This is a genomic window from Streptomyces cynarae (genome assembly GCF_025642135.1).
Taxonomy (GTDB): domain Bacteria; phylum Actinomycetota; class Actinomycetes; order Streptomycetales; family Streptomycetaceae; genus Streptomyces; species Streptomyces cynarae.
On record NZ_CP106793.1, the window covers coordinates 8,290,991 to 8,305,125 of the forward strand.

Below are 14,135 nucleotides of genomic sequence, written 5' to 3' on the forward strand. Positions count from 1 at the left end.
AGGATGCACGGGTGTTGACATAGGTCGTAAATCGCCCCGAGTGTAATGTGCATGGCAAAGTTACGTGTGCGTCTGTGCGGCGTTCTCGTGGCTCTCACCGGCCTCCTGGCGGCGCCGGGCGCACGGCCCGCGGCCGCCGACTCCCTTCCCGACTCCCTCTGGTTCGACGCCCAGGCGTCCGCCACCCTCACCGTCCAGGGCGGCCGCTTCACCGACGGCCTCGGCCGCGAGGTCGTGCTGCGCGGCTACAACGTCTCCGGCGAGACCAAACTGGAGGAGAACGGCGGCCTGCCGTTCTCCTCCGTCGCCGATGCCCGGAAGTCGGCGACCGCCCTGCGCACCCTCGGCGGCGGCAACACGGTCCGCTTCCTGCTCTCCTGGGCCCACGCCGAGCCGGTGCGCGGCCAGGTGGACACCGCCTACCTCGCCGCCGTCACCGACCAGATGCGCGCGTTCCTCGACGCCGGCATCCGCGTCTACCCCGACTTCCACCAGGACCTCTACTCCCGCCATCTCTTCAACCGGGGCAGCTGGTACACCGGCGACGGCGCCCCCAAGTGGGCCGTGGAAGCCGGGAACCACCCCGCCGAGTCCTGCGGGATCTGCCTGTTCTGGGGCCAGAACATCACCCAGAACCAGGCGGTGACGAAGGCGTCGTACGACTTCTGGCACAACGCGTACGGGGTTCAGGACGCCTTCCTCGCCACCGCGCAGAAGACCATGGAGTACATCGGACAGCACCTGTCCGGCGACGAGTTCGCGGGCGTCGTCGGCTTCGACCCGTTCAACGAGCCCTACGCCGGCACCTACGACTCCGGCCAGACCAGCCGCACCTGGGAACGGGACGTCCTCTGGCCGTTCTACGCCCGGTTCCGCGCACGGATGGACGCGGCAGGCTGGCGGGACAAGCCCGCCTTCGTGGAGCCCAACCTGTTCTGGAACGCCGACATCTCCAGCCAGAAGCAGGAGGGCGGACTCCTCGACGCCGCCACGATCGGCCCCCGGTACGTCTTCAACACCCACTTCTACGACCAGAAGGCCATCTCCGGCATCCTCATGTGGGGCAAGGCGGGCGACGGGCAGTACGCGACGGACTTCGGCACGGTGCGCGACCGGGCCGGCGCCCTGGGCACGTCCGCGATCGTCAGCGAGTTCGGCCACCCGCTGTCCGGCTCCGTCGCCGACAAGGCGCCGACCGTGCTGAAGGCGATGTACCAGGCGCTCGACTCGCGGGTGAAGGGCGCGAGCTGGTGGTCGGACCCGGCGGACTCCGGCCCGGTGCTGTCCGGCACGCAGTGGCAGTGGGACCTCTACAACGGCCGCCACCACGAGCTGATGAACGGCAACCCCGACAAGGTCCTCACCTCCGGTGACGCCTGGAACGACGAGGACCTCTCCGCCGTCGCCCTCGACGACTCGGGCACCCCGGTGCTGCGCCAGGACGCCCGGTTGCTGGACCGGCTCTACCCGAGCGCGACCGCAGGCACAGCGGTGGCCTTCACCTACGAGGACCGCTCCCGGGACGGCTCGACGACCCTGACCTGGAACCCGGTGCCGAGCTCGCTGCCGAACGTGGCGCGACTGGTGGGCTCGGGGCAGTACGGCCTGCTGGTGTGGCGCTCGAACGGATCGGCGGCGCCGACGGAACTGCACCTGCCGGCCTCCTTCCCGGCCGCGTCCACCACCGTGGTCTCCGACCTCGGTACCACCGCGGGGCTGCCCGCCTACACCAGGTCCACCCCGGTCGCCGTGGCGAACGAGGCGGGCGGCACGGGCGGCAAACGGCTCCTGCTGACCGCCTCCGGCACGGGCGCCGTGCACTACGCGCTGGTCACGAACGGGGCCACGGCTCCGTCCGCGTCCCTGCTGAGCGCGGCGCGGACGGAGCTCGCGGCGTGGGCGGCGAAGGAGTTCAGTTAGCGGACGGGCCGGTCCAGTCGGCGGGGACGTGCGCGAGGCGCACCCGCTGCGGGTGGTCTCCGACCGGGACCGAGACCACCTTCTGGCCCGTCGCGAAGTCGATCGCGGTGACCTGGTCGGCGCCGCTCTCCGAGATGATGCAGTCCTTGCCGTCACCGCTCACCGTGGCCCAGTAGGGCTTGGAGGCGGTGACGAGCGGGCCCTCCTGGAGGGTGGCGCGGTCCACCACGGTCGCGTAGTCGTCCATCGTGCCCGCGACGCACAGCTTGGTGCCCGCCGGGTTCATCGAGATGCCGTGGTGGCGGGAGTCGTTGACCCACGTCGTACGGTCCTCGCTGGTCGCCGGGTTCTTCGGCAGGGTCTTCACCCGGGTGATCTTGTCGGTGGCCACGTCGTACTCCAGGAAGCCGTTGAAGAACGACACCTGGAAGTAGAGCTTCGACTCGTCGGGGGTGAAGACGGCCGGCCGGACCGCGTCGGAGAAGTCCTTGAGCCCGATCGCGTCCAGCCGGTCGCGCATGTCGATGATCTTGACCTGTTTGAAGGTGGTGGCGTCCACGACCGTGATGTGTCGGTCGCCCTTCGTCCAGTCCAGGGACGGGTCGTCGAGCGAGGTGTTGACGTCGCCGATCGCCATGTTCCAGATGTACTTGCCGTCCTTGGTGAAGATGTTCTCGTGCGGCTTGTCACCGGTGGCGAACTCACCCAGTTCCTTACCGGTGTTGATGTCCAGCACCTGCACCTTGTTGGCGGTGGATGCGGAGACGGCGACCCGTGTGCCGTCGGGGGAGACCGCCATGTGGTCGGCTCGGTAACCCGCCACGGGGAAACGCCAGTTGATCTTCCTGGTGGCGAGGTCGATGGAGACGACGTCCGCGAAGCTCGGCCGGGAGACGACCATCGACCTGCCGTCGGGCGTGGAGTACATGTCGTCCACGAACTGGTCGTGGCCCTCGCCCACGCTGTTGCGGATGGCCATGAAGTAGATCCACTTGATGGGATCGGCGTTGATCTCCTTCAGGCGCGCCTCCTTGTCGGGGATCACGTTGATGCGGCCGATCCTCGCGAAGTCGCCGCTGGACTTGATGACATCGGCGGTGCCGTCCCAGTTGTTGCCCACGAACATCACCTCGCGCAGCGCGGCGGAGGAGTCCTGCGCGGCGGCGGCCGTCGCGGTGCCGCCCGTGGTCAGGGCGAGAGCGGCGGCCAGGGAGAAGAGGTGCCGGGATCTGAGAACAGGCATGGTGGGGTCCCTGTCTTGGGGTGGAAGTCTGAACACGCTTGAGTTCAAAGTGACTTACTGGAAAGTAAGGAAGGGGCGACCCTCTTCACAAGACTCCGCGCACGACAAAATTGAGCGACAGGCGAACGGATCATCGAACGGCGAGGGGGAGCAGGTGGCGGGCAGGCTCAAGCAGCCGACGGGCCGGTACGGCGGCAGGACGGCCGAGGAGCGGCAGGCCGAGCGACGCCGGCGGTTCCTGGAGGCCGGACTCCAGCTGTTCGGCGCCGGCCCCGGCTACCGGTCCACCACGGTGGCCGCGCTGAGCGAGGCGGCGGGGCTGTCGACACGGCAGTTCTACGAGGAGTTCCACACCTTGGAGGACGTGCTGGCCGCGCTGCACCTCCAGGTCAACGACTGGGCGGAACAGGCCGCGGTCGCCGCCCTCGCCGAGGCCGGCGACCTGCCGCTCGCCGAGCGCGCCGCCGCGGTGTTCCGGGCGTACGCGGCCAACGTCACCTCCGACCCGCGCCGGATCCGTATCGCCTTCGTCGAGATCATCGGCGTCAGCCCCCGCCTTGAGGAGCAGCGGCTCGAACGCCGCTCCCGCTGGGTGGACTTCATCCGTGCGGAGGCGGCCCGGGCGGCCGCGCGCGGTGAGGCGGCACCGCGCGACTACCGGCTCGCGGCCACCGCGTTCATCGGCAGTGTCAACGGACTGCTCCACGACTGGCGAGCCGGCTGGGTGGACGCGACCCTGGACGAGATCGTGGAGGAACTGGTCCGCCAACTCCTGGCCATCCTGCGCCCACCGGGCTGGCCGCCGGACGCCTGAGCCCACCGCTCCCTCGAGAACCCGCCGGAATCCGGTGCGCGTTCCGCCGACGCGAAGGGGCTGCGGCCGATCGGCGCGGTCACCGGCCGGATGTACGCCGCTTTCAGCGATCCGGACGGCAACGGCCGGCTGCTGCAGGAGATCACGGAACGTCTGCCCGGCCGGTGACAGGATCGTCCCGGTGGTCGTGGCCCGAGGGGCGTCGCGCCAGGGATCGGGTCCGTGCGGTGACCTCGTCGGTGGACACCGCGCACCGGCGGACGAGCACGTCCTCCAGGGCGGCCAGCCAGAGGCGGTAGTAGTGGTAGGACTCCTTCGGCGCCGATGTGGTCTCCCATGCTCTGATGCGGGCGATCAGCGCGGCTTGGAATTCCGGCCAGGTGAAAGCGCCCGCCTCGTACAAGCTGACGGCCATGCCGAAGGCGCGGCTCTCCCACGGCTCGGCGAACACCAACTCGCCGTTGGAGCGCGGTGGTGCGGCCGGCCCCTCGATGTCCAGCGGTGCGCTCATGGTGCCGTCACCTTGGCCACCCCGACCATCGCGTCCCGCGTCACCAGGGGCACGAGCTCCTCCTCGGACAGGTGCTCGGTGCCGGCCGGCCGCTCGGGCAGCACCAGCCAGCGGACTTCACTGGTGGAGTCGTGGACGATGATCTGCACGTCGTCGTCGAGTTCGAGTCCCATCTCGGCCAGCACTGTGCGCGGCTCCTTCACCACGCGCGCACGGTAGGAGGGGTCCTTGTACCAGCTCGGCGGCAGCCCGAGCACCGGCCAGGGGTAGCAGGAGCACAGCGTGCACACCACCACGTGGTGGGTGGTCGCGGTGTTCTCCACCACGACGATGTGCTCGCCCTGAGATCCGGAGAAGCCCAACTCCTTGATGGCCGCGGTGCCGTCATCGAGCAGCCGCCGCCGGTACTCCGGGTCGGTCCAGGCCTTGGCGATGACCTTGGCGCCGTTGAGCGGGCCCACGTTGGTCTCGTAGGTGGTGATGATCCCGTCCACCACCTCCGGGTCGATCAGGCCCCGCTCGGTGAGCAGTTGCTCGAGTGCCTCGGTGCGCAGGGACGCGGGCAGGCGCTCGCCCGCTCCGCCGGTGGCGGTCATGAGGATTTCTCCAGGTAGCTCTCGAACAGCTCTGCGGTGAGTGTGAAGGGTTCTGCGTCCTCGCCCCACAGCTCGCGCGCGTCGAATCGCACCGAGTAGACGTGCTGGGGGTTCTCGCCCTGGAAGTGGGCGTTGGTGTCCGGCAGCACGGAAGCGGGCTGAATGCGCTCGACGACTCCGGTGTGGCCCCGCAGATACCGCGCGAGTCTGGTGTGCCCGGGCGGTGACATGTCCTTGGCGCGCACACGCTCGCCGACAGCGAAGGCCGGCGCGGTGTCCACGGAGCGCAGCGAGCCCGCGCCGACCGGCGCGGCGGTCGGCCTGTAGTCGGGTCGAGGGGCGGGGACCGGTGGCTCCTCCACGTGTTCGCCGCGCAGGTTGCGGGCGCGGGCGTCGATCGCGCCCGCCGCCAGGGCGGCGCTCTCGGTGAGCATCAGCTCCGCGCCGTTGAGCCAGCGCCCGAAGTAGCCCTCGTCCAGGTAGGCGGCTCGGTCCAGGCGCTCGTGCGCGTGCCGGAAGGCGTCCGGGTTGTAGCCGCCGCACGCGATGCGGCTGGAGACGAGCGCCAACGCGAACGCCCGGCCCTGCCAGGGCTTCTCGAAGACCGGTTCATCCCGCCTCGGCGGGTGAACCGGGCCCCATCCGGAGGTACCGCCCATGTCCGCGACACCATCCATGGCATCACCTCTCGCGTGTCCGGTGCGGCAAGGACCAGCGGGTCCTCGTCGCACTCCGCCGCCGCGCGGCCACAGGTGGCCGTGATCCGCCTACTCGTCCCAGGCCTGGACGAGGACCTGCTCGGTGATCCTGCCGTTCCGCAGCGACGCCATCGAACTGGCCAGCACCCGCACGCCGTCCGGGTACTCGCAGGACTCGGTGAACGCGACATGGTCGCCCTGGACGACGCACTGGTCCAGGTGGTGGGTCATGTCGCGGCTGTAGACGTCGCTGAGCATCTCGCTGATCTGGTCCCGGCCGTGCAGGACCTTGGGGTGGCTGGGCTGGGTGTTGCGGTCGACGACGCGTATCTCCGCGTCGTCCGCGTACAGCGACAGCAGAGCCGTCGTGTCTTCTCCTTCGATGCCCCGGCGCAGAGCCTCCGTGTCGAAGCCGGCGCCTGCCGCGGTGCCCATGGTGACCTCCTTCGACCTCCTCGGAAGGCCGCGGCCCGGCGAGCGGCGGGCCGCTCGAGGGCCTCTGCTTCGAGCCTCCCCGGCGCGCGGCACCGGCAAACGCGCCGGGGCCGGTGCGCCTCTCGGGTGAGCGGCGCCGGGGCCCGTGACCGCGAGCCGCGGGGTGCCGTTGCTGAAGGCATGTTCTCAACACGACGCATCGTCGCCGCGGTCGGTCTCGCCGTGGGCGCAGCCGGTCTCGGCGCGCCGCCGGCCACCGCGGCGACCGCAGGCACTCCGGACGCCGGCAGGCTCAACCCGGTCACCGTGCTCGACTCACTGGCCCGCAGCGGGGTCCCCGCGGAGCACCGGAACGAGATTCCGCGGCTGTCCGGCCAACTGGCCGGCATGAACCACCTGCGCGACATCAACCAGCTCCACCAGGCCACCGATCTGGCCGCACCCGTCACGGGGCTGCTTCCGGCCGTCCAGTAGCGCGGCGACTGCGCAGGGCCCCCGGTCGTCGACGGCCGGGGGCCTTGACTTTCCCCTGGGTCCGCCGGAGCATCGCGGGGGATCAGTGAATACGATTTCACTACGCGAACAGAGGAACCGCCGTGCCCTTCTCCCGCGAACTGTTCATCGGCGGCAAGGACGTGCCCGCCGCGTCCGGCCGCACCACGGCCGACGTCAACCCCTACACCGGTGATGTCTACGCCACGGTGGCGGCCGCCGGGCCGGAGGACGTCCGACGCGCGGTGGACGCGGCTGACGCGGCCTTCCCCGCCTGGGCGGCCCTCGCACCCTTCGCCCGTCGCGCGATCTTCCTCAAGGCGGCCGACCTGCTGGACGCCCGTGGCGAACAGGTGGCCGAGATCATGGCGTACGAGGCGGGCGGCACCCGGCCCTGGGCCTACTTCAACGTGGCCCTCGCCGCGAACATCCTGCGCGAGGCGGCCGCCGCGATCACCGCCCCGCGCGGCGAGGTCCTCAACGCCCAGGAAGCGGGCGCGCTCGGACTCGCCGTGCGTGAACCGCTGGGCGTGGTGGCCGCGTTCGCCCCGTGGAACGCGCCGGTCATCCTCGGCGTACGGGCCGTTGCGGCGCCGCTCGCCGCGGGCAACACGGTGGTCGTCAAGCCCAGTGAGGACGCGCCGATCGCCTGTGGGCTGCTGGTCGCGGACGTGCTGCGCGAGGCCGGCCTGCCGGACGGCGTTCTGAACGTGGTCACCAACGACCGCGAGGACGCGGCCGAGATCGCCGAGGCCCTGATCGGCGACGAGCGGGTGCGGGCGGTCAACTTCACCGGCTCGACGGGCGTGGGCCGGATCATCGGTGAACTGGCCGCGCGTCACCTCAAGCCCTCCGTCCTCGAGCTGGGCGGCAAGAACGCGGTCATCGTGCTGGACGACGCCGACGTGGACTACGCCGTCGACGCGGTCACCTTCAGCGTGTTCATGAACGCCGGGCAGATCTGCATGTCCGGGGACCGGATCCTCGTCCACGAGTCCCTCGCCGAGGAGTTCACGGAGAAGTTCACCGCCAAGGCGGCCTCGCTGCGGGCAGGCGATCCGGCGCATCCGCAGACCGTGGTCGGGCCGCTGGTCAGCCCGTCGGCCGCGCAGCGGGTGGCCGGCCTGGTGCGGGACGCGGTGGCCAAGGGGGCCGAGGTCCTCGTCGGAGGGGAGCCCGAGGGCGCGGTGCACCCGGCGACCGTCCTCACCGGTGTGGGGAAGGATGCGGACCTGTACCACGCCGAGTCGTTCGGCCCGGTGTGCGTGCTGCAGACATTCGCCGACGACGACATCGCGGCCGACCTCGCCAACGACACCGAGAACGGGCTGACCTGCGGCATCATCACCGAGAACGCCACCCACGGGCTGGCCGTCGCACGCCGGGTGCGCACCGGCATCGTGCACATCAACGACCAGTCGGTGGCCGACGAACCGCACGCGCCCTTCGGTGGAGTGAAAGCCTCCGGTTACGGCCGCTTCGGCGGACGCTGGGGCATCGAGGCATTCTCCAACACCCGCTGGGTCACCATCGCCACCCAGCACGCCCACTACCCCTTCTGATCTCGCTCACCGTCGCTCCTCGCCTGCCCCGACCTGCCCCGCACGCCGGGGCAGGCCCATGTCCTCGGACGAACGGCTGAATCCCGGCCTTGATCTCCGCAGCTTTTAAGGCAGTCGCTTGACTGGCCCCGGTGGCTGGGATTGCCTGACGGCGCGGGGGCCACCGGATCGGAGGAGAAGCCGTGACCGTTCCCCAGCAGCCGCTTAACTACCCGCTGTCGAGCGCCGGCGCACTGGAGCCGCCCGCCGAGTGGGCCGCACTGCGGCGCGAGTGCCCCGTCGCCCGGGTGACGCTGCCCAGCGGCGACGAGGCATCGCTGCTGACGCGTTACGAGGACGTCAAGCAGGTGCTGTCCGACGAGCGGTTCACCCGTCGGCTGGACGCCGACGATGCGGCCCGCATCACGGCCACCGAGTCGGGCGGCGTGTTCAGCAACGAGATGGCCCTGGCGATCCCGCAGAGCGGCGAGGCGCACCGGCGCTGGCCCCGGATGGTGACCAAGTGGTTCACCGCCAAGCGCATGGCCGCGCTGCGGCCGGGGATCGAGACGATGGCCGACCGGCTCGTCGACGCCATGGTCGAGGGCGGGCAGCCCGCGGACCTCAAGGCGAGCCTCGCCTTCCCGCTGCCGGTGTGGGTGATCTGCGACCTGCTCGGCGTCCCCGACTCGGACCGGGACCGGTTCTCGTACTGGTCCGATGCCCTGCTCAACCTCACCCGTTACACCCAGGAGGAGGTCGACGAGGCGGAGGCCGAGTTCAACGCCTACATGACCGAGCACCTCGCCGCCGAGCGGGCCGCGCCCGGGGACGACCTGCTCGGCGAACTGATCGTCGCCACCGGATCCGACGGCTACCGGATGTCCGACCGGGAACTGGTCGCCACCGGCAGGGGCCTGCTGGTCGCCGGACACGAGACCACCGCCAACATGATCGGGAAGATGGTGGCCATGCTGCTGTCCGACCGGAGCCGCTGGGAGCGGCTGCTGGCGGACCGCTCGCTGGTGCGCTTGGCGGTGGAGGAGGCGCTGCGGTTCGACGCCAACGCCGGGATCGGGATGCCGCGCTACATCGGAGAGGAGGTCCAGGTCGGCGGCACCGTCCTGCCGCGCGGCACGACCGTGATGTGCAGCATGGCCGCCGCCAACCGGGACGAGACCGCCTTCGCGGACGCCGATGAGATGGCACTCGACCGAAGCCCCAACCCGCATCTGGCCTTCGGCGTCGGCGCGCACTCCTGCCTGGGTCAGGCCCTGGCCCGTACCGAACTGCAGACCGTCCTCGACGTGCTGTTGCGTAGGCTTCCCAGCCTGGACCTCGCCGTTCCGGCCGAGGACCTGCGGCGGCTCGAGGGACTGGTCGTCGGAGGGCTGAGCGAAGTCCCCGTACGGTGGTGATCATGGCCGGCAGAGCGGTGCGGGCAGAGCAGGTGAGTGCCACCCGGACGCTGATCCTGACCGTGGCGGAGCGGCTGTTCGCCGAGCGCGGGGTCCACGCTGTGTCCAACCGTCAGGTCAGCGAGGCCGCCGGCCAGGGCAACAACGCCGCGGTCGGCTACCACTTCGGCACCAAGGCCGACCTGGTGCGCGCGATCGTACGGCGGCACGCCGACCGCATCGAGGAGATCCGCCTGCGGCTGCTGGACGGCACGCGCGGCTCCACGGACGTGCGGGACTGGGTGTCCTGCCTGGTGCGCCCCATGGCCGAGCACCTGGCGGCGCTGGGCAGCCCCACCTGGTTCGCACGGTTCTGCGCCCAGGTGATGACCGACCCGGCCATGCGCGCCATCATGATCGAGGAGTCCCTGACCTCCCCGTCGCTGCGCGAGGTGCTCGACGGCCTGGACCGCTGCCTTCCCGACCTCCCCCGGGAGATCAGGGCCGAACGTGGCGACATGACCCGCGAGTTGATCCTGCACATGCCCGCCGAACGGGAACGTGCCCTCGCCGACGGCATGCCCACCTCACGAGCCACCTGGCACGACGCCGCCACCGGCCTGACCGACGCGATCGTCGGCCTCTGGCTGGCACCCGTGACCCGCGACGGGTGACGACGTCCGGTCGCCCCTCAGGGTCTTTCGTTTGGATCAGGCCGGATCGGCGCGCGGCACCAGGCCCCGCGAGTCCAGCATGATCCAAACGAGAGGCCCTAGGTGCGCCCGGGCTTCGCCATGAGGGCGGCGGCGGTATGATCCCGCTCCATGAGTGCGAGAAGTTACTTGAGTTAGGCAACGACACGCTAAGCTCCCGGATATGTCCCCTTCGCAGCCCCCCTCCCTCCCCGCCTCCCCGGAAGTGATCGACATCGAGCGCGCGCTCAACCGCATCACCTACTTGAGCACGCGCGCCCGGCAGCACGACCGTCTGATGGCCCTGGCCGGTGTGCCCCTCGACCGCGCCGCGGTCGCGCTGCTGCGGCAGATCGCCGACTCCGAGCCACTGCGCCCGGGGGAGCTGGCCAACCGGCTCGGAGTCGAGGCCTCCCATGTGACCCGGCAGGTGCAGCACCTGGAGAAGACCGGTTACGTCAGGCGGGTGCCCGACCCCGACGACCGCCGCGCCCAGCGCATCGAGCTCACGCCCCAGGGCCAGGAGGCCATCGACCGTATCCGCGCCGCAGGCGTCCGCGGCATGCAGGCGGCCCTCGCCGCGTGGTCGCCCGACGAGCTGAGGCAGCTGGCCACGCTGTTCCACCGAATGGTCGACGACTTCCTGGCCGCCGCCGTCGACGACGAGGCCTTTCAGGAGAGCCTCGAGAGCGTGCGCCCCTCGTCCTCCTGACCCGGCCGGCGGGGGAGGAACCGGGGTGCGGCCGACTCGGCCGCGAGCGGCTCCGCCGCCGACCCCCGGTCGATCTGACTTCCGCCGCGCGGAATACGTGCGGAAGACGTGCTTCCCGCGCAAGGATCATGTGTGTGGGTCGCAGTGGCCCGCACCGGGCGCGCACGGCGCCCGCACCACCGACGGAAGGCAGCAGCACCATGGCGCAGGAAGTACGCGGCGTGATCGCCCCTGGCAAGGACGAGCCGGTGCGGGTCGAGACGATCGTCGTACCGGACCCGGGCCCGGGTGAGGCGGTGGTGAAGGTCCAGGCGTGCGGGGTGTGCCACACCGACCTGCACTACAAGCAGGGCGGCATCAGCGACGACTTCCCGTTCCTGCTCGGCCACGAGGCCGCCGGGATCGTCGAGTCGGTCGGCGACGGCGTCACCGAGGTCGCCCCCGGCGACTTCGTCGTCCTCAACTGGCGGGCGGTGTGCGGGAAGTGCCGTGCGTGTCTGCGCGGCCGCCCCTGGTACTGCTTCGACACCCACAACGCCGAGCAGAAGATGACCCTCGCCTCGACCGGGCAGGAGCTCTCCCCGGCCCTCGGCATCGGCGCCTTCGCGGAGAAGACGCTGGTCGCGGCCGGACAGTGCACCAAGGTCGACCCGTCCGTCTCCCCGGCCGTGGCGGGCCTCCTCGGCTGCGGGGTGATGGCCGGCATCGGCGCCGCCATCAACACCGGAGGCGTCGGCCGGGGGGACTCGGTCGCGGTCATCGGCTGCGGCGGTGTCGGTGACGCGGCGATCGCCGGATCGTACCTGGCGGGCGCCGCGAAGATCATCGCCGTGGACATCGACGACCGCAAGCTCAGCACCGCCAGGGAACTGGGCGCGACCCACACCGTCAACTCCAGGGAGAGCGACCCCGTCGAGGCCGTCCGCGAGCTGACGGGCGGCTTCGGCGCCGACGTCGTCATCGAGGCGGTCGGCCGCCCGGAGACGTACCGGCAGGCCTTCTACGCCCGCGACCTGGCCGGCACCGTCGTCCTCGTGGGCGTCCCCACCCCCGAGATGAAGCTCGAACTGCCGCTGCTCGACGTCTTCGGACGCGGCGGCGCCCTGAAGTCCTCCTGGTACGGCGACTGCCTGCCCACCCGGGACTTCCCGATGCTGATCGACCTGCACCTGCAGGGACGGCTGCCGCTGGAGAAGTTCGTGACCGAGACCATCGCCCTAGACGAGATCGAGAAGGCCTTCGAGCGGATGCACCACGGCGACGTGCTGCGCTCGGTGGTGATGCTGTGATGACCGCACGCATCGACCGCCTCGTCACCTCGGGCACCTTCTCCCTGGACGGCGGCACCTGGGACGTCGACAACAACGTGTGGATCGTCGGCGACGACCACGAGGCGGTCGTCATCGACGCCGCCCACGACGCCGACGCGATCGCCGAGGCCGTCGGCCACCGGCGGCTGCGCGCCATCGTGTGCACCCACGCGCACAACGACCACATCGACGCCGCCCCCGCCCTGGCCGAACGGACCGGCGCGCAGATCTGGCTGCACCCCGACGACCTGCCGCTGTGGAAGCTGACCCATCCCCACCGCCTCCCCGACCACTGGCTGGCCGACGGCCAGGTCATCGAGACGGCCGGCGTCGACCTGACCGTCCTGCACACCCCCGGCCACGCGCCCGGCGCGGTCTGCCTCTACGACGCGGGCCTCGGCACCGTCTTCACCGGCGACACCCTCTTCCAGGGCGGCCCCGGGGCGACCGGACGCTCCTATTCCCATTTCCCGACGATCATCGACTCGATCCGTGACCGGCTGCTGACGCTCCCGCCCGACACCGTGGTCCGCACGGGACACGGCGAGACGACGACCATCGGCGACGAGGCGCCCCACCTCGGGGAGTGGATCGCCCGCGGCCACTGAGCCGGCGACACCCGGCGCCACCGGTACGAGAAAGGGCGACAGAAGATGTCCGGCTTCCGCGAGACCGTCCACAGGCAACGGTCCAACGAACGCGGAGGTCGGACATGCCGGGACCACTTCAGGGCAAGGTCGCACTCGTCGCCGGGGCGACGCGGGGTGCGGGGCGGGGCATCGCCGTGGAACTCGGCGCGGCCGGGGCCACGGTCTACGCCACCGGGCGCAGCACCCGCGGGCGGCGCTCCGAGTACGACCGGCCCGAGACCATCGAGGACACCGCCGACCTGGTGACCGCGGCCGGTGGGCACGGCATCGCGGTACCCACCGACCACCTCGTCCCCGCCCAGGTGCGCGCCCTGGTGGACCGCATCGAGCGCGAACAGGGGCGGCTCGACATCCTCGTGAACGACATCTGGGGCGCCGAGAAGCTGTTCGAGTGGGACACCCCCGTATGGGAGCACGACCTCGACAAGGGACTGCACCTGCTGCGGCTCGCCCTCGACACCCACGCCATCACCAGCCACCACGCGCTGCCCCTGCTGCTGCGTACCCCGGGCGGCCTGGTCGTGGAGATGACCGACGGAACCGCCGAGTACAACCGCGACACCTACCGGGTCTCCTTCTTTTACGACATCGCCAAGGCGGCCGTGCTGCGCATGGCGTTCGCCCTCGGCCGCGAACTCGGGCCGCGCGGCGCCACCGCGGTCGCCCTCACCCCCGGCTGGCTGCGCTCGGAGCTCATGCTCGAGCTGTACGGGGTGACGGAGGACAACTGGCGCGACGCCCTCGCGCGCGAACCCCACTTCTGCATCTCCGAGAGCCCGTACTACGTCGGCCGCGCCGTCGCCGCTCTGGCCGCCGACCCGGACGTCTCCCGCTGGAACGGCGCGTCGCTCTCCAGCGGGCGGCTCGCCCAGGTCTACGGCTTCACCGACCGGGACGGCAGCCGCCCCGACGCCTGGCGCTACCTCGTCGAGGTGCAGGAGGCGGGCAGGCCGGCGGACGCGGCGGGGTACCGCTGACCCCGGCAGCCACCGTGCGGCGGGGCTGAACGGCGCCCAGGATGGGCAGGGAACACGTCGTCCTGGGCGACGGCGCCCCCCGGAGGTGACGACGGTCGGCTCCGATCGGTCCGCGGCGCCCGGCCCCGCCCCGCTCCGACGAAAGCA

The 14,135-nt window shown here is 71.0% G+C and carries 15 protein-coding genes; 10 read left to right on the plus strand and 5 right to left on the minus strand.

Annotated features, from left to right (window positions below; all coding sequences use genetic code 11):
- Positions 1-51: 51 nt before the first annotated feature.
- Positions 52-1,920 (plus strand): cellulase family glycosylhydrolase, encoded by a 1,869-nt coding sequence (locus tag N8I84_RS37435; RefSeq protein ID WP_390898994.1) that lies wholly within the window; start codon positions 52-54, stop codon positions 1,918-1,920.
- On the opposite strand, the gene N8I84_RS37440 is transcribed toward N8I84_RS37435, so the two are convergent.
- A complete protein-coding gene (locus tag N8I84_RS37440) occupies positions 1,913-3,163 on the minus strand; it encodes a YncE family protein (RefSeq protein WP_263233944.1) in 1,251 nt (416 codons plus the stop codon). The genes N8I84_RS37435 and N8I84_RS37440 overlap by 8 nt on opposite strands.
- A gap of 154 nt (positions 3,164-3,317) precedes the next feature.
- On the opposite strand from N8I84_RS37440, the gene N8I84_RS37445 reads away from it, so the two are divergent.
- Positions 3,318-3,977 carry a TetR/AcrR family transcriptional regulator gene (locus N8I84_RS37445; RefSeq protein ID WP_263233945.1) on the plus strand — a complete coding sequence of 220 codons (660 nt, stop codon included), beginning with the start codon at positions 3,318-3,320 and terminating at the stop codon, positions 3,975-3,977.
- A 142-nt stretch (positions 3,978-4,119) separates the two neighbouring features.
- Here N8I84_RS37445 and N8I84_RS37450 read toward each other — a convergent pair whose 3' ends face one another.
- The 4 genes from N8I84_RS37450 to N8I84_RS37465 form a co-directional block, all read right to left on the minus strand.
- Positions 4,120-4,488, minus strand: a complete 369-nt coding sequence (locus tag N8I84_RS37450; protein WP_263233946.1) for a nitrile hydratase accessory protein — start codon at positions 4,486-4,488, stop codon at positions 4,120-4,122.
- Entirely contained in the window at positions 4,485-5,084 is a 600-nt protein-coding gene (gene nthA / locus N8I84_RS37455; RefSeq protein WP_263233948.1) for a nitrile hydratase subunit alpha, read from the minus strand. The genes N8I84_RS37450 and nthA overlap by 4 nt, the downstream gene beginning before the upstream one ends.
- The gene (nthB, locus tag N8I84_RS37460) at positions 5,081-5,761 is read right to left on the minus strand and encodes a nitrile hydratase subunit beta (RefSeq protein WP_263233949.1); all 681 of its coding nucleotides are present in this window, start codon (positions 5,759-5,761) and stop codon (positions 5,081-5,083) included. Before nthB ends, nthA begins: the two co-directional genes overlap by 4 nt.
- Before the next feature lie 90 nt (positions 5,762-5,851).
- Positions 5,852-6,217: a nuclear transport factor 2 family protein gene (locus N8I84_RS37465; RefSeq protein ID WP_263233950.1), complete on the minus strand. Its 366-nt coding sequence runs from the start codon at positions 6,215-6,217 to the stop codon at positions 5,852-5,854.
- A 180-nt stretch (positions 6,218-6,397) separates the two neighbouring features.
- Here N8I84_RS37465 and N8I84_RS37470 point away from each other — a divergent pair, with 180 nt between their 5' ends.
- The 8 genes from N8I84_RS37470 to N8I84_RS37505 all read left to right on the plus strand — a co-directional run bounded on the left by N8I84_RS37470 (position 6,398) and on the right by N8I84_RS37505 (position 13,988).
- On the plus strand, positions 6,398-6,691 hold the full coding sequence (locus N8I84_RS37470) for a hypothetical protein (protein WP_263233951.1): 294 nt from the start codon (positions 6,398-6,400) through the stop codon (positions 6,689-6,691).
- Between the two features lie 122 nt (positions 6,692-6,813).
- Complete coding sequence (locus tag N8I84_RS37475; protein WP_263233952.1) at positions 6,814-8,271, plus strand: aldehyde dehydrogenase family protein; 1,458 nt, start codon at positions 6,814-6,816, stop codon at positions 8,269-8,271.
- 182 nt (positions 8,272-8,453) lie between these two features.
- Entirely contained in the window at positions 8,454-9,668 is a 1,215-nt protein-coding gene (locus tag N8I84_RS37480; RefSeq protein ID WP_263233954.1) for a cytochrome P450, read from the plus strand.
- Between the two features lie 2 nt (positions 9,669-9,670).
- A complete protein-coding gene (locus N8I84_RS37485; RefSeq protein ID WP_263233955.1) occupies positions 9,671-10,321 on the plus strand; it encodes a TetR/AcrR family transcriptional regulator in 651 nt (216 codons plus the stop codon).
- A gap of 202 nt (positions 10,322-10,523) precedes the next feature.
- Positions 10,524-11,051 carry a MarR family winged helix-turn-helix transcriptional regulator gene (locus tag N8I84_RS37490; RefSeq protein WP_263233956.1) on the plus strand — a complete coding sequence of 176 codons (528 nt, stop codon included), beginning with the start codon at positions 10,524-10,526 and terminating at the stop codon, positions 11,049-11,051.
- Positions 11,052-11,251: 200 nt separating this feature from the next.
- Positions 11,252-12,340, plus strand: a complete 1,089-nt coding sequence (locus N8I84_RS37495) for an S-(hydroxymethyl)mycothiol dehydrogenase (RefSeq protein ID WP_263233957.1) — start codon at positions 11,252-11,254, stop codon at positions 12,338-12,340.
- Entirely contained in the window at positions 12,340-12,969 is a 630-nt protein-coding gene (locus tag N8I84_RS37500; RefSeq protein WP_263233958.1) for an MBL fold metallo-hydrolase, read from the plus strand. Before N8I84_RS37495 ends, N8I84_RS37500 begins: the two co-directional genes overlap by 1 nt.
- A 104-nt stretch (positions 12,970-13,073) precedes the next feature.
- Positions 13,074-13,988 carry an SDR family oxidoreductase gene (locus tag N8I84_RS37505; protein WP_263233959.1) on the plus strand — a complete coding sequence of 305 codons (915 nt, stop codon included), beginning with the start codon at positions 13,074-13,076 and terminating at the stop codon, positions 13,986-13,988.
- Positions 13,989-14,135 lie beyond the last annotated feature (147 nt).